Source organism: Bacteroides sp. LFL-34 (genome assembly GCF_027257075.1).
In the GTDB taxonomy this organism is placed as follows: domain Bacteria; phylum Bacteroidota; class Bacteroidia; order Bacteroidales; family Bacteroidaceae; genus Bacteroides; species Bacteroides ovatus.
In genome coordinates, this window is sequence record NZ_JAPQKZ010000002.1 from 372,402 (window position 1) to 394,564 (window position 22,163).

Consider the following 22,163-nt stretch of genomic DNA (forward strand, 5'->3'; position numbering starts at 1 on the left):
AAAGTAACAATGAAAAAAGTAACCACTTTATTATCAACCTTGGCGTTGGCAACTACCCTGGCTGCTCAAAACCTTCCACAAACGGAAAGGCAATATCTCTCCGGTCACGGATGCGACGATATGGTTGAATGGGACTTCTTTTGTACCAACGGACGCAATTCCGGCAAATGGACGAAAATCGGCGTACCTTCCTGTTGGGAATTGCAAGGCTTCGGCACTTATCAGTATGGGATCACTTTCTATGGAAAGCCATTTCCTGAAGGCGTTGCCGATGAAAAAGGTATGTATAAGTACGAGTTTGAAGTTCCGGAAAAGTTTCGCGGCAAACAGGTCAATCTTGTATTCGAAGCTTCGATGACAGACACGGAAGTAAAAGTGAACGGACGCAAAGTTGGTTCCAAACATCAGGGAGCCTTCTATCGTTTTTCATACAACGTCACGGATTTCCTGAAATATGGCAAAAAGAATTTATTGGAAGTCACTGTTGCCAAAGAGAGTGAAAATGCCAGTGTGAACCTTGCCGAACGTCGTGCTGATTATTGGAATTTTGGCGGTATCTTCCGTCCGGTGTTCCTGGAGGTGAAACCAGCCGTAAACCTGCGGCACATTGCCATTGACGCAAAGATGGATGGAACTTTCCGTGCCAACTGCTACACAAATATCTCTAATGACGGAATGAGCATCCGTACACAGATTTTAGATAAAAAAGGGAAAAAGATAACGGAAACCACCGTACCCGTAAAAGCAGGAGGCGACTGGACTTCCCTGCAACTGAATGTATCTAACCCCGCATTATGGACAGCGGAAACTCCGAATCTTTATAAAGCGCAATTCTCTCTATTGGATAAGACCGGTAAGGTTTTGCATAGTGAAACAGAAAATTTTGGTTTCCGCACGATTGAAGTACGCGAAAGCGACGGACTTTATATAAACGGAGTACGCATCAATGTACGTGGTGTCAATCGCCATAGTTTCCGTCCTGAAAGTGGCCGTACATTGAGTAAAGAGAAGAATGTCGAAGACGTTCTTTTGATGAAAGGCATGAATATGAATTCTGTCCGTTTGAGCCACTATCCGGCTGACCCGGAATTTTTGGAAGCCTGTGATTCTCTCGGACTTTATGTGATGGACGAATTGGGAGGCTGGCATGGCAAGTATGATACCCCCACCGGAGTACGTCTGATTGAAGGCATGATAGAACGTGACGTGAATCATCCGTCTATTATTTGGTGGAGTAATGGTAATGAAAAAGGATGGAATACCGAACTGGATGGAGAGTTTCATAAATACGATCCGCAGAAACGTCCGGTTATTCACCCTCAAGGCAATTTCTCCGGTTTTGAAACCATGCATTACCGCTCTTACGGAGAAAGTCAGAACTACATGCGTTTACCGGAAATCTTTATGCCTACGGAATTCTTGCATGGTTTGTACGATGGTGGCCATGGTGCGGGATTATATGATTATTGGGAAATGATGCGCAAGCATCCCCGTTGTATCGGTGGATTCCTTTGGGTATTGGCAGACGAAGGTGTGAAGCGTGTAGATATGGACGGATTCATCGATAACCAGGGAAACTTTGGAGCAGACGGTATTGTAGGACCACATCACGAAAAGGAAGGTAGCTACTACACTATCAAGCAGTTATGGAGTCCGGTACAAATCATGAATACTTCTATCGACAAGCAATTTGATGGCAAATTCTCCGTAGAAAACCGTTACGATTATCTGAATCTGAATACTTGCCGTTTCCTTTGGAAGCAAGTAAAATTCCCGCTGGCAACAGATGCTTCCAATGCTGCTATTCAAGTGTTGAAAGAGGGTGAAGTGCAAGGCAGTGACGTGGTTGCTCATTCGGCAGGCATTTTGGATATAAAAACAAATATCCTCCCCAATGCAGACGCCCTCTTCCTGACAGCAATCGACTCATACGGCCATGAACTTTGGCGCTGGACTTTCCCGGTCAACAAACTGAATCAGCAGACTGAACAGCTTTCTCCCTTGTCCAGTCGTCCTACTTATACGGAGACAGAAAATGATCTTACTGTGAAAGCGAATAAGCGTGCGTTCATCTTCTCAAAGAAAGACGGACAACTGAAAGGGGTATCTGTAGATAACCGTAAGATTAACTTCGCCAATGGACCCCGTTTCATCGGAGCCCGTCGTGCAGACCGCTCATTGGATCAGTTCTATAACCATGATGATGAGAAAGCAAAAGAAAAAGACCGCACATACAGCGAATTCCCCGATGCTGCCGTATTTACGAAACTGGATGTGAAAGAAGACGGGGGTAATCTGGTTGTTACCGCCAATTATAAACTGGGTAATCTGGATAAAGCCCAATGGACAATTAACCCGAGTGGAGAACTGGCTTTGGATTATACCTACAATTTCTCCGGTGTCGTAGACTTGATGGGTATTTGTTTCGACTATCCTGAAGATCAAGTAATCAGCAAACGCTGGTTAGGTGCCGGACCTTACCGTGTATGGCAAAACCGTATTCACGGAACACAATACGATGTTTGGGAAAACGACTATAACGATCCTATTCCGGGTGAAACCTTCACTTATCCAGAATTCAAAGGATATTTTGCAGATGTTTCCTGGATGAATATCCAAACGAAAGAAGGCACTATCAACCTGACAAACGAAACTCCTGACGCATATATCGGAGTATATCAGCCTCGTGATGGCCGCGACCGTTTGCTTTATACTCTTCCCGAAAGCGGAATCTCTGTCCTGAACGTGATTCCTCCGGTACGTAATAAAGTAAACTCCACCGATTTGTGTGGTCCCTCTTCACAACCGAAATGGGTAAATGGTCCACAAACCGGACGAGTCATTTTCCGGTTTATGTAAATGAATCATATAAAGGTATCCACATTGCGTTGGGTACCTTTTTTATTTGGCCTTCTCACCGATTTTTCAAGGAAAAAGGCTATAAGTGGGGAATAATCATTATTTTTGTTTCGTTTTATACATTCAGATTAATGAATTCTTTCCTATGTACACAATACTAATTATAGAAGATGAACCCCGGGTTGCAAGTTTGCTGATGAACGGACTGGAGGAAAATGGCTATCAGACAATGGTGGCTTATGACGGACTGATGGGATTACGGCTTTTTCAAACGCATACATTTGATCTGGTCATATCCGACATCGTTCTGCCTAAGATGGACGGATTTGAACTGGCGAAAGAAATTCGCAAAACCAATCCCAATATCCCTATATTGATGTTGACGGCATTAGGATCAACGAACGATAAACTGGACGGTTTCGATGCCGGTGCAGACGATTACATGGTGAAACCTTTTGATTTCAGAGAGTTAAATGCCAGAATCAAAGTGCTGTTGAAACGTGTGACAGGTAATGCGCAGGAATTACCGCAGGAACTTGTCTATGCAGATTTGCGTATTGATCTTCAACGGAAAGACGTAGAACGGAATGGTATATCCATTAAACTTTCTCCTAAAGAATACAACCTGTTGTTATATATGGTAGAAAATGCCGAAAGAGTATTAAGCAGGGTTGAAATAGCGGAGAAAGTATGGAACACCCATTTTGATACAGGAACGAATTTCATAGATGTATATATCAACTATCTTCGCAAAAAGATAGACCGGGATTTTGAACCGAAACTTATTCATACCAAAGCCGGAATGGGTTTCATACTGACTGATAAAATATGAAGATCAGGACAACGTTGACTCTACAATATGCAGGGCTTACAGCTGCGGTATTCTTCGTATTTGTGATGGCTGTCTACTATGTAAGTGAACATTCGCGTAGCAATGCTTTCTTTCGTAATCTTCAAAGTGAAGCTATAACCAAAGCACATTTATTCCTTAAGGATCAAGTAGATGCCAAAACCATGCAGTCTATTTACCTGAATAATCAGAAGTTTATTAATGAAGTAGAGGTTGCTGTCTATACAACAGATTTTAAAATATTATATCACGATGCTCTGCAAAACGATATTGTTAAAGAAACGCCGGAGATGATAAAACGTATCCTGAAGCGAAAGAATATCAATTTCTATGTGGACGAATATCAGGCTATAGGACTGGTGTATCCGTTTGAGGGCAAAGACTATGTGGTTACCGCCGCAGCCTACGACGGTTACGGATACGCCAACCGAGATGCGCTAAGAAATATGCTTATTCTCCTATTTATCGGTGGATTGAGCGTATTAGTGGTTGTGGGGTATATCCTTTCTCGAAGCACTTTAAAACCGATACGTAATATAGTGAAAGAAGCGGAGAAAATCACAGCATCGCATATTGATAAAAGATTACCCGTAAAAAATGAACAGGATGAACTGGGAGAATTGAGTACGACATTCAATGCATTGTTGGAACGCCTGGAAAAGTCTTTCAATTCACAAAAGATGTTCGTCAGTAATGTATCTCATGAATTGCGTACCCCCATGGCAGCTCTTACAGCCGAATTGGATTTAGCTTTATTGAAAGAACGGAGCTCCGAACAATATCAGATGGCTATCGGCAATGCACTGCAAGATTCGCGTCGGATTGTTAATCTGATCGACGGATTATTGAATCTGGCAAAAGCTGACTATCAGTCGGAACAGATAACTATGGAAGAAGTCCGTCTGGACGAACTGTTGCTGGACGCCAGAGAGCTGGTACTAAAAGCTCATCCGGATTATCACATCGAATTAGTATTTGAGCAGGAAGCCGAAGAAGATAATGTGCTGACAATAATCGGAAACAGCTATTTACTGACCACCGCTTTTGTGAATCTGATAGAAAATAACTGCAAGTACTCTTCCAACCGGGCTTCATCAGTCCTGATCGCCTATTGGGAGCAATGGGCAATCATTCGTTTGTCTGATAACGGTGTAGGTATGTCTGATACGGATAAAGAAAACCTGTTTAAACTGTTTTATCGTGGAGAGAACAAACATATTGCTCCTGGAAATGGTATAGGCATGGCCTTGACACAGAAGATTATCCACCTTCACAAAGGCGAACTGACCGTATCTTCCCATAAGGATGAGGGCACTACTTTTGTGGTGAAACTTCCGCATATTTAAGAAATTCTAATAGCTTTCTAATACCACTCTAATCATTCTCTAACAGCTTCCCGGTGAAGTCTTCCTTACTTTTGCATCGAATTAACAAATGCAGTTAGTAACTTAAAAAAAATTAGAGAGTATGGTATGGAAGAAAAAACTGCGTTCATCACAGTACATATTCAATTCAGAGAAAGTATTTTTGGTTGCCACACAACCCGGTAAGTCAATCTATTCATACTTGCAGACAACAAAGCTTGGATTAACACAGGGAGAAGTGCAGGAGCGACAATCCATTTATGGAAGAAACGAAGTGGTACATGAACAGAAAAAGAATCCGTTTATCCTATTTATCAAAACGTTTATCAATCCTTTCATTGGCGTTCTGACCGGGCTCGCCATAATATCCTTATTTTTGGATGTATTGATGGCCGATCCTGGCGAGCAGGAATGGACGGGAGTCATCATCATCTCATCCATGGTGCTGTTCAGTGCTATCCTGCGTTTTTGGCAGGAATGGCGAGCAAGTGAGGCTACGGATTCTTTAATGAAAATGGTAAAAAACACATGTCTTGCCAAACGTGCGGGAGAGCATGAAGAAGAGATCGAAATTACGGAACTCGTTCCGGGAGATATCGTGTATTTGGCAGCCGGGGATATGGTTCCTGCTGACATTCGGATCATCGATTCGAAAGACCTGTTCATCAGTCAGGCTTCATTGACAGGAGAGTCCGAACCGATAGAAAAGTTTCCGGAGGTACGGGGACAACAGTTGCGGAAAGGAAGTGTCATCGAGTTGGACAATATTTGTTATATGGGTTCCAATGTGATAAGTGGTGCGGCAAAAGGAATCGTTTTTGAAACGGGGAACAAAACCTATCTGGGTACTATTGCAAAGAGCCTGGTCGGGCATCGTGCCACTACAGCTTTTGACAAAGGCATTAGTAAGGTTAGCTTCTTATTGATTCGTTTCATGCTGGTTATGGTTCCATTTGTGTTTTTCGTAAATGGCTTTACGAAAGGGGATTGGTTTGAAGCTTTCATTTTCGCCATATCCGTTGCGGTTGGTCTTACTCCGGAAATGTTACCGATGATTGTGACTGCCAACCTTTCTAAAGGAGCGATAGCCATGTCTAAAAAGAAAACAATCGTAAAGAATCTCAATGCCATTCAGAATTTTGGAGCGATGGACATACTCTGCACTGACAAAACCGGTACATTGACCTGCGATAAAATCGTATTGGAGAAATATATCAATGCAGATGGCAGTAACGATAACAGTAAACGTATTCTTCGTCATGCTTACTTTAACAGTTATTTCCAAACCGGTTTAAGAAACCTGATGGATAAAGCGATTCTTTCTCATGTAAGAGATTTGAGTCTGGAACATTTGAAGGATGACTACACTAAAGTGGACGAAATACCTTTCGACTTTACGCGCAGAAGAATGTCTGTTGTAATAGAAGACAGGCAGGGAAAGCGGCAAATCATCACCAAAGGAGCAGTAGAAGAGGTTCTCGATGTCTGTTCCTATGCCGAGTTCAACGGGCAGATTCATCCCTTGACTGATGCCTTGAAAATCAAAGCACAGATGATTAGTGAAGAAATGAATCAGCAGGGGATGAGAGTATTGGCAGTTTCCCAGAAAAGTTTTATCGAGAAAGATTGTAATTTCGCCATCGAAGATGAAAAAGAAATGGTACTGATCGGGTATCTTGCTTTTCTTGATCCTCCGAAACCTTCTGCTGCCGAAGCCATTGAACAGTTATATGCGCATGGAGTAGCAGTGAAAATTCTATCAGGAGATAATGATGTCGTAGTGAAAGCGATTGCCCGGCAGGTAGGAATTGATACCAGTCATTTTCTTACCGGGATAGAAATAGAGAATATGGACGAAACAGCATTGAAAAAAGCGGTAAAGGATACCACTTTATTCTCAAAACTGACTCCATTACAAAAGACGCAAATCATCTCTCTGTTGCAGGAGCAAGGCAATACGGTAGGGTTCTTGGGAGATGGAATTAATGATGCAGGTGCATTGCGTCAGTCGGACATTGGTATATCAGTCGATTCTGCTGTGGATATAGCCAAAGAAAGCGCAGATATTATCTTGTTGGAAAAAGATTTGATGGTATTGGAAGACGGAGTGCTCGAAGGAAGAAAGACATTCGGCAATATCAATAAGTACATAAAGATGACTGCCAGTTCCAATTTTGGGAATATGTTCAGTGTGGTGTTTGCCAGTGCATTCCTGCCGTTTCTGCCCATGATGCCGATACATCTATTGATCCAGAACCTGTTGTATGACATATCGCAGACCACCATTCCTTTTGACCGTATGGACCCGGAGTTCCTGAAGAAACCCCGTAAATGGGATGCGTCCGATCTAAGTCGTTTTATGATTTATGTAGGTCCCATCAGTTCTATCTTTGATATTATAACGTATCTGGTTATGTGGTACGTATTTAGCTGCAACAGCCCCGAACATCAGACACTGTTTCAAACCGGATGGTTTGTGGAAGGTCTGTTATCACAGACATTGATTGTCCACATGATACGTACCCGCAAGATACCGTTCATACAAAGCCGTGCCACATGGCCTGTGATGGGACTGACCTTCTTAATCATGGCAATAGGTATTCTTATTCCTTTCACCGCTTTCGGGCGTTCCATCGGATTGACAGCTCTTCCTTTGAGTTATTTCCCCTGGCTGGTTGGGATTTTGCTCTCTTATTGCATTTTGACGCAGATCGTGAAGAATTGGTATATTAAGAAGTTTGTGCGCTGGTTATAATCCACAGTATCATATTTTATTCAGAAATCATTAAGCGATAAATATCTAATATTTTCTTATATAGAATATTCTAACCTACAAAAAAGACAAGGTTGATATTAACCTTGTCTTTTTTGTAGCTCTCTCATTAATTCATCTACAATATATGCATCGCTCATGAGATATAGATCTCCAAGTCGGTGGACAATGCGCTGGTAGCTTTCGCTATTATAAAATATATCAAGTGCCTGTAGACTGGAAATATGCAGACGGGTAGCAAGAAGTTCTACAATGCTGTAATATTTGCCTTGCATTACAATATCAGCATTGGGGATTTCTTTTGAGAGAGATGGGAAAGGCAAAAGTATAGCATCCACAAAATGTAAGTGTTCGTCAATTACTTTTTGGTTCGTAATACAAATTTGATTGTTAGGCTCTTGATGAATCAAACGTGACAACGCTTCTTCACGAGTGTAATCACCACGCATATAAAGGTCAATAGTACGTATCACACGGTCATCTGCTATACCGCCTTCTATTATGTCATAATCCTGCCATATAACATTCCCTTGTCGACATGCTACAACAAAATCCAGCCAATGTGCATCGTAAGTGGTAAAGTGCAAATAATTAAAAGAAGAGTTGCGGCAGGCATCTATATCCAATGAATAAATATTGAGCCACACACTATTTTCATGGCGAATATCAGCTGTGCGAAGAGCCCAACGAACTGCCTGTTCCTTTAAATCAGTAAGATAAAAGCCCACTCCGAAATCAAGATTCGGTCGGCATACGCCAGCTAATGGTTGTTCTACACGGTAAGTAGAACCATGATAAACAGTTAACATGACTTATCTCCTTTTTGCTGTGTCGAAACTTGAAAAGGACGATAATCTTCCGGTAACCATTGTGGATCACGATGATAGATATATTCTAATAAAGAATCTACTATGTAGGCTTTGCCTTGGGTATGCAAAGTATCATAAAAAGCATTTATATAGCCGTCTATAGCACCTAATTCTTTTAGTTTATTATATACATCCGCACTATAGCGTCCTAACCGTTCAGCTGTATTCTCTATACAATAGATAATAAACTCTAATTGTTTTTCTTTGAGGGTCATATTATTTTCTCCTTTCTTATCTTAATCCATTAGCGAAAAAGATTAATATTAGCAAAGATAGAAAAGTTCCTTCTTTCTTCCAATTAATTAGTATAGTATATCACGTTTCCTTATGGAATATTAAATCAAAATCAATATACTTCCATTATAGCTTTATAGCTTTTTCTTCTTTCACCAACTTCCTCCATCTTTGAAATGCCCTCATCAGCGTTTCTTCCTGTACCAGTCCTACCATTTCGTAGTGCTCTACGAATTGTTCTATTGACTTTTTAAACATCACTCCTTTATTGAACTTATTTTCCAATAGAAAGGAGTATAATTCCGCTTTCATCTCCGTTTCTATTTCCTTTTCTATAATCAATGCACTATCGTTTCCGATATAGTTATAGACTTCCGGATTCTTCCCATTACGCGGTTTGGGCAGTACAAAGCAAATATTTCCAATTTCTTTCCATGAAGTATTTTGCGGATGAGGGACAGATAGTTGATGAAGGAAGTGATAAACTGGAGTAATGTGGGAGAGATGGATAGGGATAAGTCGTTTGGAAGAAGAAGGAGAGGAGGAATGAGACTGGTTCTCTGGATCGGGTTCTAAACTTTGTCGATATCGGACATACATATATCCAGCCAAATATGGCTTGATATTAATTGTAACTGTAACCATGGGATTTTTTTTAAGTTTGTAATAAAAAAGTATGTATATACAGCCCCTTGGACTGTGAATTCCGTTTGGTTTATTGAGAATATTCCCATGGTTATCGGGACGGAATTCTTCTTTTTATAATAAATTGATATACAGTGTATTATAGATACTGTTTTTTGGTTTAAAACCAAGGAGCCGTTCCTTTTAAAGGAACGACCTGTTTCTCACCGAGGAACGCCTTGTTCCTTTTAAAGAAACGGATGGTTCCTTAAAATCCGGGAACAAAACTAGCTGTAATATTCTGATCTTTCAAAACGCATAGTTGAAATACCACAAGTAATATGTAAATATAAATAACCACCCTTACACATCGTTTGTTTTGCGCGTGTATAAACGTTTAGTATGTCACAAAAGATAATTGAATAAGTTGGATAATAATTTAACAATGTTTATCCGATAAGTCCTTTTTATAGTTATCTAACCCTCATTTTAGTGATTTATAGAACTATTTTGGACGAAACTTCGGAATCAATGTGCAATTTCAGAACGTTTTACTTTAATATATATTTATTTTGTAATTTCGCATCCGATAATCATTTATTAACGCAAGCAAAAGCAAAATATTCAATATACGCATCTGATGAAAATACAATATATAGCAATTCTACTTTTGATATGTTGGGGAAGCATTTTAAAATGTTCGGCCCAAAAGGTAGCAGTAAAAACAAACCTGTTCTACGGTGCATATTCAGGTACTCCTAACTTGGGAGTAGAGTGGGGACTTTCTCCACGCACTACAATAGAACTTGGCTCCGGACTTAACTGGTTTACACCCAATAAAGCATCTTCAAATAAAAAACTGGTGCACTGGCTCGGTACAATGGAATATCGTTATTGGACATGTGAAAGATTTAGCGGACATTTTTGGGGAATACATATAATAGGAACACAATATAACATAGCGGGTCATCACTTGCCACTTTTATTCGGAGATAATTCCAGCCATTACCGATATGAAGGATGGGGAGCAGGAGGAGGCATCTCGTATGGTTATCACTTCCTTCTTAGTAATCGTTGGAGCCTTGAAGCAAATATAGGTGCAGGATATGTGCGGCTACATTATGACAAGTTCCGGTGTAAGACTTGTGGTGAAAAGGTCGGAACAGAAAACCGCAACTATTTTGGACCAACTAAAGCTGCAATCTCACTTATATTTCTTATAAAATAATACAACCATGGCAAAATTAAAATCATTCCTATACCTGTTAATCATATTCCTGACCATTTCTTCTTTATCATACGGAGAAGAAAATCCCAAGAAATGGTATACAGGAATTATACAGCCAACAGCTCTTGAACTACAGCAAGCGGGAGATTCATTGCATATTCAAATACTTTACAACTTTGATAATATACAAGTCAGCTCCAATCATTCTATAGAACTGATACCAGTATTGATTGCTGCAAACCATCAGATGGAATTGCCGGAAATATCCATTAAAGGTCGTAAGAACTATCAGAATCTGAAACGTAAACTTGCTTTGATGAATACGCAGGAACGTGCTTTTTACCAGTCAGAAGCTCCATACTCCATATTAAAAGGGTATGGAATGACTGGAAAAGAACAGATTCGGTACTCGTTGATAATTCCATTCGAGCCATGGATGAAGGATGCATATCTGAATGTAAAGAAAGAAGTGATGGGCTGTTGCAGGCCAGGCAGGTTACTATCAGCTATTCCTCTTTTTAGTGCTGTTACTTTGGAGAAACTTCCCGTCCCTTATCAAATCACTCCACATATTAGTTACGTACAGCCAAAAGTTGAACCAGTCAAAAGTCGTGAGATGTCATGTGAAGCATTTCTGGACTTTGTCGTATCAAAAACCGACATTAAACCGGACTATATGAATAATCCGATTGAACTAAAAAAGATATCCTCCATGCTTGCCGAAGTGAAAAATGATACAGCCATTACCATTCGTGGAATATCAGTCATTGGTTATGCTTCACCGGAGGGTTCTGTCCTTTTTAACAAACAGCTTTCCGAAGGACGTGCAAAGGCACTTGTTAATTACCTTCTCCCTCGTTTCCCTTTCTCTAAAGAATTATACAAGGTGGAATATGGTGGCGAAAACTGGGAAGGACTACGTAAAATGGTTGCAAGGTCTGACATGGCAGAAAAGGATGGAATTCTTCATATTATAGATCACATACCAGTTGAAATAAACTACCGAACGAATACCAGTCGCAAGAAATCGTTGATGTTATATAAACATGGCAATCCTTATCGGTTTATGTTGCGTGAGTATTACCCACATCTGCGTAAAGCAATCTGTAAAATAGAGTACGATGTTCAGAATTTTAATATAGAACAAGCAAAAGTGCTGATTCATAGTCGGCCACAAAATTTGAGTCTGAATGAAATTTATTTGGTTGCTCTAACTTACAAAAATGGTTCACCAGAGTTTATCGAATTATTTGAAACAGCCGTTAGCGTCTTTCCTGATGATAAGATTGCCAATCTGAATGCCGCTTCGGCTGCACTTTCACGTAAAGACACTCTTTTGGCAGAAAAATACTTAAAGAGAGCAGAGACTTCCACACCGGAATACGAAAATGCCGTGGGAGTATTACATCTGCTAAGAGGTGACTATGAACAAGCAAAGTTACATCTAAATAAGGCTGCTGAATCCGGATTGAAACAAGCAAATCTCAATCTGGAGGAATTAGCCAAAAAAGAAGAGAATATCGAATTGATGAGTAAACTAGATTATTGATTTTTTATATATTATAATTATCTTTTTATTTACAACATTTAAACATTTAACAATGATGAAAACAAGAAGTTTTCTATTATCTACATTGGCAGTTTTTATATTTGCCGGCTGTAGTAGTGAAGATGCCCGGGAAGGGAATATTCCGGGTGGTGAACTGGATGGCAAAGCGTATCTGTCGCTTTCGCTGCAAAGTCACACAGCTACTTCAAGAGCAGTGAATGTAGAAGAAAAACCGGGAAGTTCTGGGGAAAGTAAAGCAGGGGCCGTCAAAGTTTTATTATTTGACGAGGATGATGTGTGCCTTGATGTGGCTGATTTTGATGGTTTGACCGTTGGGAATAGCGGAGGAGAATCCGGTGGAACAGGGACCCCGGAAGCTGTAGCTAGCGATGCAAAATTAGTACCAGAGAAAACAAAAAAAGTATTTGTGGTTATCAATCCTTACACCGACGGGTGGGATTTAACTTCAGAAACTGTAAAAGGTAAACCTTGGTCTGCAATTAACACTGCTATTGAGGCAGCTATTGCCAACATCGCTGCCAATGAAAATTTCATGATGGCGAGTGCAGGCGAAGGAGCTGGCATAGAAGGGGCATTGACGGGAGTAAAGGTACATAAGCCGACTGCATATACCAGTGAGGCCATCAATCAGGCAAAAACGGACGCACAGAGCGATCCAGCTAAAATCTCTGTGGATCGATTGAGCGCAAAAGTAGAGCTTGCAGTTAAGGAGTCTTTTTCTACAAAACCTGACGGTGCTACATTTGCTTTCAGTGGTTGGGAATTAAGCGTTACCAATAAGAGTGTGAAACTGTATAGTGAACGTATCACTTACGATAATGCCACGATTGGAGCAGTTTATCGTCGGGATAAAAACTACTTGTCTGACGAGCAACCTGATGTATCAAATGAGAGTACTATGGAAGCGAATATGGATGCAGCTTTCAATTATCTAAAAAATATAGACAGCGAAAGTGAGGAGATGCCTGCTGTTGCACAGAGTAAGGGAACAAGTCTGTATTGTCTTGAAAATACAATGGAAGCTAAGGCACAGCAATTAGGATTCACCACCAAGGTGGTAGTAAAGGCTAAGTACACTCCCTATGGTTTGAACGAAAATAGTAGTTATTTCTCTTGGAAAGGAAACTATTATACATTAGACCAGCTTAAAACTGAATATTTAAAACATAGTGATGGTTCCGGGCTAAAAGTAGACCTACCCATATTCTTAAAGAAAGCGGGAATTATGACACAGGAGCAATTCGATGGTGATCAAGATACAAAAAATTCTGTAGTCGCTAGTCTTTCGGAAGGTGCTACAGCTACTCAATTAAATGCAAAAACTGGTATTATCGGACGCTTCTGTGCCGTACGTTATTATCATGAATCCGTATGTTACTATGACGTCCTGATCCGTCACGATCAGAATGTAACTGAAAAGATGGCTTTAGGCCGATACGGAGTAGTGCGTAACAACTGGTATCACCTTGAACTTCAAAGCGTGAGCGGCCCCGGAACACCGTGGATTCCCGATCCGTCTGATCCTGACAATCCTACACCTCCGGGTACCGATGATGATGAAGCAGATGCATATATTTCTGTAAAAATCACTATCAATCCATGGACTTATTGGACACAAGGTGTTGATTTGCATTGATAAATGGGAATTAAAAGACACATAAAGAAATACAAAATAATCCTTGCCGCTTTTATAGTGGCAGGGATTACCGGTTGCGATGTCCTTCATGACGACCTTGATCAATGTGACCTCTTTCTAAAATTCCGATATGACTATAATATGGCAAATGAAGATTGGTTCGCCGAACAGGTGGAAGAAGTAAAGGTTTTCGTGTTCGATACGCAAGGAAAATATATACAGACACTTACTGATAATGGCCATTCGCTAAAAAGTCCGGACTATCGTATGCTGATACCCTATCGTTTGAAAGGCTGTACAGCTGTTGTATGGGCTGGAAAAACGGATAAATTCTATCAGCTTCCGACAATGGATACAGGTGATCCAATAAATAAATTAACGCTGAAATATGAGCCGGAAAACAACATAAGTAACAACCATCTTGATGCATTATGGCATAGCGGTCCTCTATTAATGTTTTCTTCGGAAAATATCAGTAATACAGAAAATGTCAGCTTGGTGCGCAATACTAATGATATAACGATAGGCATTACGCGAGGAAATAATCCGGTGGATGCTTCAAAATATGACATACAACTAATAACTGCAAACAATTTTTATGACTATAAAAATAATGTAGGTGAGAGCAGCAAGAATATAATTTACCATCCTTGTTCAGTTGAAGAGGAAGACAGTAAGACCGCCCTACAAACCCGCCTCCATACTCTTAGATTTATTAAGGATGCTGATACGACTTTTTCTATCACCGAAAAAGCGTCAGGAAAAACAATAGACATCGGAGGAAAAACAACTATAAACCTTATTGACTACCTGTTGATGAGCAAACCGAAAATGATGGGCGATCAAGAATACCTCGACCGCAGATACGAATGGGATATCAACATTCGAATCGGAGATAAGGAAGAGAATGGCTACATTGCATTAAGTATAACCATCAATAATTGGACCTACTGGTTCCAACCAACAGATATGTAAATCGTTTTTTGAAACGGAATTATGGCACGATTAAGGATGAATATAACTATCAACATAAAATTTTCGGCAAATATCCTGCTTTTGACAATGTTTGCCCTGTTTACTTACTCTTGTACAAAAGAGAACGAAGTAACAGGCGCACGTATTTACGAAGGAGAAAAGATACCGATGAGTATTAAAATGGGAACGCGCAATGCTACCACCGACAAAGATGAAGTCATAAATTCCGTACGTGCAATTGTGTTTAATGACAAGAACGAGCTGGTATACAACGACGTTTCTGATGCTTCCATAAATGTCGATAGCACATACACCGCTTCTATAAGAGCGGCACGGGGATATAACAACATTTATATCATCTGCAATGAAACATCGGAGCTTGCCGAAAAGCTCGCTGCTATTACACTGGAAAATGAAATAGAAAAAGTGACATTCTCTGCCGTAGGTATCGTTGCTCCTCCGCCCATGTATGGAAATGTGGCACGTGCCTATGTGGAATCCCGCAGTGACGGAAAAAACGCCACAGTAACAATTAATAATATTAAAATGACGGAATTGCCTGTTAGCGTAACCCGCATGGTATCCCGCATCAGCTTTACAGCTATTAAAAATATAACTAATCCGAATGAGGATTTCAAAGTAACCAAGCTCACTGTTAAAGTATGTCGTATGCCGGCCGCCACTCCTATAGAAGAAGGGCGGGCATATACGGAAGATATTTGGTCGGATGACCTTACGATATCAGGAACAGGCGAGCTTGACAAAAATGGCGATTATATTATAAAAGATAATAACTATACTATTCCTGACACAGTGGATTTTATAACAATTCCTGCCACATATATTCCTGAACACTTGCTATCCCAACCTGAAAATGCTTCTCAGGCAACCTACCTTAAGATTGACGCGCAGTGCGTACTTAAAAACGGAAGTTCTCAGGTGCTGAACTGCGTTTACCTCTTGAATATCGGTCAAGAGCCTCCCAAAAACTATAATCTGACACGAAACAACCATTATCAGATATACGCCACCATTACCGGTATGGGTGCAATGGGGTTATATGCGGAAATAGTGGCAATGGAGGAACATGATATCACCATCAACTGGAAACCTATCGACGGACTGGTCATAGTGAGTGACAAGGCAGCAGATTATGACGCGGTTGCCGATACATCCAGAAATGTGAATATCTGGAATGATGTCAGCGTTTATTCAGGTATACTGAAAGCATATCATTCGGAGACGGGATATAAGGATGTATTGTTCAAATATGGCAGCCTGATAGCCGTGCACAGCGGCACAAGTGCGGGTGAGGGTTTTATAGCTCCTACCAATGCCAGTGCATTGAACGATGTACTCTGGTATCCCGGTTCATACGATCCCTTAAGCATCAGCGGGTGGACAGATATTCCCTACCTAAACACAGACGGAATTCCTGCAAATAACACCGTAGACCAAGTTAAAGCCGGGGTGGGAGATCCCTGCAAGTTGGCCGGACTTTCCGAAACCCAGATCAAGGCTCAAAACATTGTGGATAACGGGCAGTGGCACATGGCTACTCCGAATGAAAACCAAGCCCTGATAGCGGCATCGGATAACGAGAATAATTCATACGGTTATCCTTCTTTCCATTGGCTGCTTTCCCCGCATAACCGGTATAGAGACGCGGGCGGTGTATCTCAGGGGGACCGTTCCAATGGATGGTATTGGAACGACGACGCTTCGGTATTCGAATTCTCCGGTAATTCATCGGGTGCAAGTTTCCAAAGTGGCAAGGACAGGCAAAGTGCCTATATGATTCGCTGCGTGCGCAATGAAATACCGGAAAGCAAGATGGAGGCGGGTGCCATCTCCAGTCCTACTTATCAGGGAACCGAAAAAGGTGTAAAAGCTTATTTCGGTATAAAATCCAATGTGCCTTATTGGACGGCAACGCTTGTCACGGGAGAAGGTGCGGGAACAGCGGAGCCTACTGATTTCTCGTTCGCATCGGATGGCACCATCGTACATACGACCCACGGAAGCAATACGGAAAATATCCCTGTATACGTCAAACGTAAAGAAAGTGCTTCACCGCGTTCATTCAGAGTGAAGGTGGAAGGAGTCGGTTTGGACGGACAGACAAGGAGCATACTGCTCACCGTCTCGCAAAGCGGATATGATTTACGTGCTACTACCGGATTAAGTAGTCTGGGTAATATATCTCAAACGGGAGGTACTTATACGGTGAGTATCCAGCTTACTCCGACGGATATCTCCATACCTGCCGGAAAACTGTTTTTGCAGGTTATTTATGGAGGCGTCCAAAAGTGTCTCAGTACTAAAGTGAATACTGAACCGAATACGTATAGTTATTCTGTCTCGATAGAAATTCCAGAGAACAGCAGTCCGAGTTCTATCAATCTTACTGTTAATATTCTACTGGCGAAAGATACCGGAGTGACAGTTCCTCTCGGCAGTCCGTCAATTACGCAAAACGGCTACTGATGTCCTCTCCTTGGATGAAAATTTGATAATAAACATATACGATATGAACCTAAGAACAAAATATAAAAGATATTTCCGGGCAGCCTGCACCACCTTGCTGTTGCTGGCGTTCGTGGGCTGTGCAAAAGATAAACTGGTAGAGTACGGTCCCGGTGACGCTACCGGTAAGGTGGTTATGGTCAGCCTGAAAGTCGGTATTCCCCCCGCTGTAGAGCCTGCATCAACGAGCGGATATTCCGCCGCTAAGTCGCTTTTTAGGGATAGGAACGATTCCGGGTTGTCGTTTACAGTGGCTTTGGAACAAGGACAAGAACCACATGAGGTAACTACCCGGGTATCTGACGGCACGACCAAGTTACACAACCTTTGGCTTTTCCAATTCGATGAGCACGGTTCCATTAAGGGAAATCCTCATAAACTGAGTGATGCAGTAACAGCCATAAATGATTTGATGACGATAGACGTCCCCCTCGTAGTATCAGAGAATCAAACCTTGTACCTGTTGGTATTAGGCCCTAAACTTAACTATGATATGAGCGGAGTGAGCACTCTTGATGAACTCAAGAATTGGAGTTTTGACTATCTTATTAATGTAGAAGGGCATACCCAATCGCTTATCACCGCAGATGATGAAGTACCGCTGGCCGGAGAAGTGTCAGGTGTCACTGTGGTGGACATCGACGGTGGTAAGCGTGGTCTGGTAGAATACAACAAACCGGCCGGGTTTGTAGGAGGCATCGAAATCGAGAGGTTGATGGCACGCGTTACCTTACGTTACAAGTTCGAGGTGGAAAATTACCGGTTACAAGGTTTGAAATTGCTGAATGTGAACAATACTATCCGGCTCACCAATCTTAAAAAAAATACCGATGCGGATACATACGCCACATTTGAAATGGATCAGTTGGGTGAGCCCGATTCCAATGGCTATTACTCGGCAACATGGTATGTAGCGCAGAATCGGCAAGGGACGGTTACAACTATTCTAAGTGAAAGCCAGCGCTACTACAAAGTGGTCAATAAGGTGCCTTCAGGTGCTGCGCCGCCACTGGGCACGCAGATAGAGGCATGGGCATACCCTACTACCGGAACAAATGAATACGCGATCTACCAGATATATGTTGGGAATAATAACACCAATAACTTCGATGTGGAACCCAACCATTTTTATAATTTGCGTACTGCCATAAACGCAGAGATAAACTCGGCGAAGAACGATGAACGGATCAGGGCATATACCATCAGCCAGTATGTGGAATTTTTTTCCAGCCTTAACGTAAAGGCTTCTGGGGCGTCATTCAGCACCCTGTACAACAAAACGGGTGCCACTTATGACCTGGATGCAGCTTATAGTGTCCGCCCGATAGTTATACAGACTCAAGGAAGGAAAGTGGAAGTGGAAATATATACTGACGAAGATTGTACGCAGAGAGCCGATAAGGGAAGCAGTTGGCTCCTCCTGTCTTCCTCTTCCAACTATACGGATGCATTCAATAATGTTAAAGAGCCATTGGATACCCGTGTTACGGCAAGTTCCATACTTCCCACTCAGGTGAAGTTTTATCTCTATAATAAGGAATACATTTATGATGATGACGGCAAACTGGTTGACCCGGGTGAATCCGATAAATTAGGAAAGCGTTCTTTATACATTAAAGTAACTACTATGCCAGAGGGTGAAGGAGAAACATTGCAAACTTTCCATATATTCAGACTGGACCAGCGCCCGGCAGTATATGCCGGGTGTTTTGGAGGAGAAAGAGACACTGACGGAAACTATACAATGGGATTGGTGCATGACAGACCGCAACGTAGTGTATACCAGTATGACGTATCATCGGGTAAAGTGGAATATGGTTACGATGGGATTGTGACAGCTGCTCATTCATACGGGACGGATGACGTGTATTATGGAAAAAACGCGACGGTAAACCTGGCCGAGAATATAAAGAACCTTACTTGGAGTGGTAATATACCTGTCCCGCAGAAAGATGCTTCCGGACATATATTGCTATATCAATATCAACACCCGGCTAGTACGTTTAGTGCAAGGGCTTGCTATGATAAGAACCGGGATGAAGATGGAAACGGACGAATAGAAGGGGAGGAGTTAAAATGGTATTTACCGGCATCCAATCAACTGATTGGCCTCTATATCGGCAGTCTATTAGATGCCAGCAGCGGGCAAACAATTACAGAAGATGGAGGTACTTCTGCCAAAAGGTGGTATTACGGGCTTAACTCTTACTATAAGACTGAGGGTGGTGCAAGGTGTGTAAGAGACATCCCTCTCCCTTCCGTTACTTATTAATGATAAAATGAAAATATAAAGAATAAAATGAAAAGAATAACTGTCATAATCTTCGCATCCCTTTTTATCTTGCTAAAGGGATATTCCCAGACAATAGAAGTCTATGAAGATTTAAGAGGAAACAAGTATGCGGCTATTAATTCGAAAGATTTGCCTAAACAAAGGATCAGAGATAAAAGTGCTGTCTTTTATAACAACATTCAATTATACGAGTACACCTCGACTGGTCAAAATACGAATCCTATTACCGATAGTGAGGGCAACCCTGTTTATACAGACAGGATTATCCGGCATATAGATAGCATGTCTGAGGCAGGCAAAATCAATAAGACTGTATCTGCATTTTTTATAGTCTCTCCGGATATCGTATATAGCGATGGCAATGATAGCGAGGGAAAAGACAGTGGAACGCAAACAATGAATTGGGCTACGGCAAATGGCTATCTTGCTACGGCAAACAGTAATAGTTATAGTACGGAGAAGAATATTGCTGTTCCCAAGGGATGCGCAATGTATCGGGGGAAAGACGGTCAGGACGCTCCGGGAACATGGCGGATACCTACACTGCGTGAAGGAAGCCTGATTATGATTTATTATAAGGAATTAGAGGCCACAGCTACCCAAGGTACCGATTGTAAAGCATTTGCCTTATCTGACATAAAACCAACCACCTATTGGTTAGCGACGGAAAATACAACTTCTTCTCAAGCATGGTCAATGACAATTTATCCTGATGCGACAAGAGTGAAATATAAGTCTGCCAGAGATCTCAAGGCAAGCTCCTATTATCTCCGTTGCATCCGGGATATTCCATAGAATAGAAATATAAGTTTGCTCATTCATTTACAAAAGATACAAAATAACTGATCAATCAAATGAAAACGATAAAAGCCGAAATATTAATGATTGAAGGAGCGCCGTTTCCTGTCATCAAAGAAATATATGATCCTTCAAATGAAAGGCGTAATGGGAACATTACACCGGAAGCTCCCATTGTTATCACCGGTCACAATCTGGATATGTTGACATGGGAAAGTACCAATCTATATCTTGTCTCTTCCGTCAATGACAGAATGTTGATAGAATGTGGCGATATCCATAAATATTCGGACGATAAGATTTATATGACAGTTCCTGATATTAATGAAGGTGAATATTTCCTGGCACTGATGATTTTGATGAAAGATAAAGAAAGTTTTTTATACATCTTTCCCATATCTTTGGTGGTACAGTTTGCTCAATCGAAATGGCACGACTGACATCCGTATGATAAAAATAACGGCAAACAACATAATTGATAAATAGCAGTCCATGGAAAAGAACCAACCATATAAGCAGGATAAAGTATTCGATAATATATTGGAAACAGAAGAGTTTAACGTCTATACTAAAATAGACGATTTACCTCTTGATGAAAATCCTATGTATCTTGAAGAAGGGATAAATGGGATATGCACGGGAGGAAGTGCGTTATTCAATGTTTTTGGTAATAAACGACGGATTGTTTCCAATGATCTGGTAGTCATTTTCCCTTTTCAGCTGGCTTCTGTCACGGAGATTAGCAGTGACTTTTCAATGACGTTTCTAAAAGTACCCAAAAGCCTGTTTATGGATACAATAAGCGGGATATGTATACCTACGCTTGATTTCTTTTTCTATATGCGGAAAAATTTCAGTACTCCGCTATACGATGAAGAGTGCCAACGTTTCATTCACTTTTGCAATATTTTGATTTTTCGTATCAACTTACCCCGCAACTTATTCAGACGGGAGTCTATCATGCAGTTATTACGTGTTTTCTACTGGGATATATATGTGGCTTATAAAAGAAATCCGAAAGCTGCCGAATTAGTAAAATACACCCGTAAGGAAAAACTTTTATTCGACTTTTTTTGTTTGGTGATCGAATTTCATACCGTAAGTCGGGATGTTGCGTTTTATGCGAAAAAGATGTGTGTGTCCGCCAAGCATCTTACAATGGTAATTACAGATATGAGCGGTCGTTCGGCAAAAGACTGGATTATAGATTACTCCCTTCTTGAAATAAAGGCTCTTTTACGGGATTCTGACCTTGAAATAAAAGAAGTGGCCTCACGCACGAATTTCCAGTCGAACTCTGTTATGACAAGATTCTTTCGTGAACATACCGGTATGACTCCGTCTGAATACAGGGAGAGAATTTACGTTAAAAATGAAATTGATTTATAATTAGTTGAGTTATATATGAAATACCGCCTGTGAAGGTCGTCTATTGTTTGTTTTGTTTGTGTGGTGCACCTTCTTCCGAGAGTAGGAAAGGAGGTGCACCTTTTTTTGATTAAAGTTGTTATATTCCGATCTCATAAGCTAATAGTGAGTACAAAACAGAGTGATTTTCGTCTTT

Annotated in this window: 16 protein-coding genes; 13 read left to right on the forward strand and 3 right to left on the reverse strand. The window is 41.1% G+C overall.

Annotated elements, in window-relative coordinates; genetic code table 11:
* Positions 1-9: 9 nt before the first annotated feature.
* The 4 genes from N5O98_RS01810 (at position 10) to mgtA (ending at position 7,828) form a co-directional block, all read left to right on the forward strand.
* On the forward strand, positions 10-2,859 hold the full coding sequence (locus N5O98_RS01810; protein ID WP_074704733.1) for a glycoside hydrolase family 2 TIM barrel-domain containing protein: 2,850 nt from the start codon (positions 10-12) through the stop codon (positions 2,857-2,859).
* Positions 2,860-3,004: 145 nt separating this feature from the next.
* Entirely contained in the window at positions 3,005-3,691 is a 687-nt protein-coding gene (locus tag N5O98_RS01815) for a response regulator transcription factor (RefSeq protein ID WP_004312802.1), read from the forward strand.
* Positions 3,688-5,055: a HAMP domain-containing sensor histidine kinase gene (locus N5O98_RS01820; protein ID WP_009039601.1), complete on the forward strand. Its 1,368-nt coding sequence runs from the start codon at positions 3,688-3,690 to the stop codon at positions 5,053-5,055. Before N5O98_RS01815 ends, N5O98_RS01820 begins: the two co-directional genes overlap by 4 nt.
* A 121-nt stretch (positions 5,056-5,176) precedes the next feature.
* A complete protein-coding gene (mgtA, locus tag N5O98_RS01825) occupies positions 5,177-7,828 on the forward strand; it encodes a magnesium-translocating P-type ATPase (protein ID WP_118160941.1) in 2,652 nt (883 codons plus the stop codon).
* 98 nt (positions 7,829-7,926) lie between these two features.
* Here the strand turns inward: mgtA and N5O98_RS01830 are convergent, their stop codons facing one another.
* The 3 genes from N5O98_RS01830 to N5O98_RS01840 all read right to left on the reverse strand — a co-directional run bounded on the left by N5O98_RS01830 (position 7,927) and on the right by N5O98_RS01840 (position 9,594).
* Positions 7,927-8,655: a DUF3990 domain-containing protein gene (locus tag N5O98_RS01830; protein WP_022198995.1), complete on the reverse strand. Its 729-nt coding sequence runs from the start codon at positions 8,653-8,655 to the stop codon at positions 7,927-7,929.
* Entirely contained in the window at positions 8,649-8,930 is a 282-nt protein-coding gene (locus N5O98_RS01835) for a DUF3791 domain-containing protein (protein ID WP_004296045.1), read from the reverse strand. The genes N5O98_RS01830 and N5O98_RS01835 overlap by 7 nt, the downstream gene beginning before the upstream one ends.
* Positions 8,931-9,075: 145 nt before the next feature.
* A complete protein-coding gene (locus N5O98_RS01840; RefSeq protein ID WP_008775715.1) occupies positions 9,076-9,594 on the reverse strand; it encodes a hypothetical protein in 519 nt (172 codons plus the stop codon).
* Positions 9,595-10,213: 619 nt separating this feature from the next.
* On the opposite strand from N5O98_RS01840, the gene N5O98_RS01845 reads away from it, so the two are divergent.
* From N5O98_RS01845 to N5O98_RS01885, 9 genes are read left to right on the forward strand one after another with little or no spacing between them, the layout of a single operon-like run.
* Positions 10,214-10,801 (forward strand): DUF3575 domain-containing protein, encoded by a 588-nt coding sequence (locus N5O98_RS01845; RefSeq protein ID WP_118160940.1) that lies wholly within the window; start codon positions 10,214-10,216, stop codon positions 10,799-10,801.
* A 7-nt stretch (positions 10,802-10,808) separates the two neighbouring features.
* Positions 10,809-12,350 (forward strand): DUF3868 domain-containing protein, encoded by a 1,542-nt coding sequence (locus N5O98_RS01850; RefSeq protein ID WP_061448342.1) that lies wholly within the window; start codon positions 10,809-10,811, stop codon positions 12,348-12,350.
* 55 nt (positions 12,351-12,405) lie between these two features.
* Positions 12,406-14,007 carry an Mfa1 family fimbria major subunit gene (locus N5O98_RS01855; protein ID WP_118160976.1) on the forward strand — a complete coding sequence of 534 codons (1,602 nt, stop codon included), beginning with the start codon at positions 12,406-12,408 and terminating at the stop codon, positions 14,005-14,007.
* 3 nt (positions 14,008-14,010) lie between these two features.
* Entirely contained in the window at positions 14,011-14,982 is a 972-nt protein-coding gene (locus N5O98_RS01860) for a FimB/Mfa2 family fimbrial subunit (RefSeq protein WP_004314794.1), read from the forward strand.
* A gap of 21 nt (positions 14,983-15,003) precedes the next feature.
* Positions 15,004-17,469 carry a fimbrial protein gene (locus N5O98_RS01865; protein ID WP_008015971.1) on the forward strand — a complete coding sequence of 822 codons (2,466 nt, stop codon included), beginning with the start codon at positions 15,004-15,006 and terminating at the stop codon, positions 17,467-17,469.
* 43 nt (positions 17,470-17,512) lie between these two features.
* Positions 17,513-19,780 carry a DUF4906 domain-containing protein gene (locus tag N5O98_RS01870; protein WP_008022261.1) on the forward strand — a complete coding sequence of 756 codons (2,268 nt, stop codon included), beginning with the start codon at positions 17,513-17,515 and terminating at the stop codon, positions 19,778-19,780.
* Positions 19,781-19,807: 27 nt separating this feature from the next.
* A complete protein-coding gene (locus N5O98_RS01875; protein ID WP_008022262.1) occupies positions 19,808-20,596 on the forward strand; it encodes a hypothetical protein in 789 nt (262 codons plus the stop codon).
* 59 nt (positions 20,597-20,655) lie between these two features.
* Positions 20,656-21,039 carry a DUF4469 domain-containing protein gene (locus N5O98_RS01880; RefSeq protein WP_004310750.1) on the forward strand — a complete coding sequence of 128 codons (384 nt, stop codon included), beginning with the start codon at positions 20,656-20,658 and terminating at the stop codon, positions 21,037-21,039.
* Between the two features lie 52 nt (positions 21,040-21,091).
* Positions 21,092-21,988 carry an AraC family transcriptional regulator gene (locus tag N5O98_RS01885; protein WP_022198993.1) on the forward strand — a complete coding sequence of 299 codons (897 nt, stop codon included), beginning with the start codon at positions 21,092-21,094 and terminating at the stop codon, positions 21,986-21,988.
* The last annotated feature ends 175 nt before the right edge of the window (positions 21,989-22,163 follow it).

Coding starts and splice junctions, on each gene's coding strand:
- N5O98_RS01810 (WP_074704733.1), top strand. CDS start 10: ATGAAAAAAGTAACCACTTTATTATCAACCTTGGCGTTGGCAACTACC.
- N5O98_RS01815 (WP_004312802.1), top strand. CDS start 3,005: ATGTACACAATACTAATTATAGAAGATGAACCCCGGGTTGCAAGTTTG.
- N5O98_RS01820 (WP_009039601.1), top strand. CDS start 3,688: ATGAAGATCAGGACAACGTTGACTCTACAATATGCAGGGCTTACAGCT.
- mgtA (WP_118160941.1), top strand. CDS start 5,177: ATGGTATGGAAGAAAAAACTGCGTTCATCACAGTACATATTCAATTCA.
- N5O98_RS01830 (WP_022198995.1), bottom strand. CDS start 8,655: ATGTTAACTGTTTATCATGGTTCTACTTACCGTGTAGAACAACCATTA.
- N5O98_RS01835 (WP_004296045.1), bottom strand. CDS start 8,930: ATGACCCTCAAAGAAAAACAATTAGAGTTTATTATCTATTGTATAGAG.
- N5O98_RS01840 (WP_008775715.1), bottom strand. CDS start 9,594: ATGGTTACAGTTACAATTAATATCAAGCCATATTTGGCTGGATATATG.
- N5O98_RS01845 (WP_118160940.1), top strand. CDS start 10,214: ATGAAAATACAATATATAGCAATTCTACTTTTGATATGTTGGGGAAGC.
- N5O98_RS01850 (WP_061448342.1), top strand. CDS start 10,809: ATGGCAAAATTAAAATCATTCCTATACCTGTTAATCATATTCCTGACC.
- N5O98_RS01855 (WP_118160976.1), top strand. CDS start 12,406: ATGAAAACAAGAAGTTTTCTATTATCTACATTGGCAGTTTTTATATTT.
- N5O98_RS01860 (WP_004314794.1), top strand. CDS start 14,011: ATGGGAATTAAAAGACACATAAAGAAATACAAAATAATCCTTGCCGCT.
- N5O98_RS01865 (WP_008015971.1), top strand. CDS start 15,004: ATGGCACGATTAAGGATGAATATAACTATCAACATAAAATTTTCGGCA.
- N5O98_RS01870 (WP_008022261.1), top strand. CDS start 17,513: ATGAACCTAAGAACAAAATATAAAAGATATTTCCGGGCAGCCTGCACC.
- N5O98_RS01875 (WP_008022262.1), top strand. CDS start 19,808: ATGAAAAGAATAACTGTCATAATCTTCGCATCCCTTTTTATCTTGCTA.
- N5O98_RS01880 (WP_004310750.1), top strand. CDS start 20,656: ATGAAAACGATAAAAGCCGAAATATTAATGATTGAAGGAGCGCCGTTT.
- N5O98_RS01885 (WP_022198993.1), top strand. CDS start 21,092: ATGGAAAAGAACCAACCATATAAGCAGGATAAAGTATTCGATAATATA.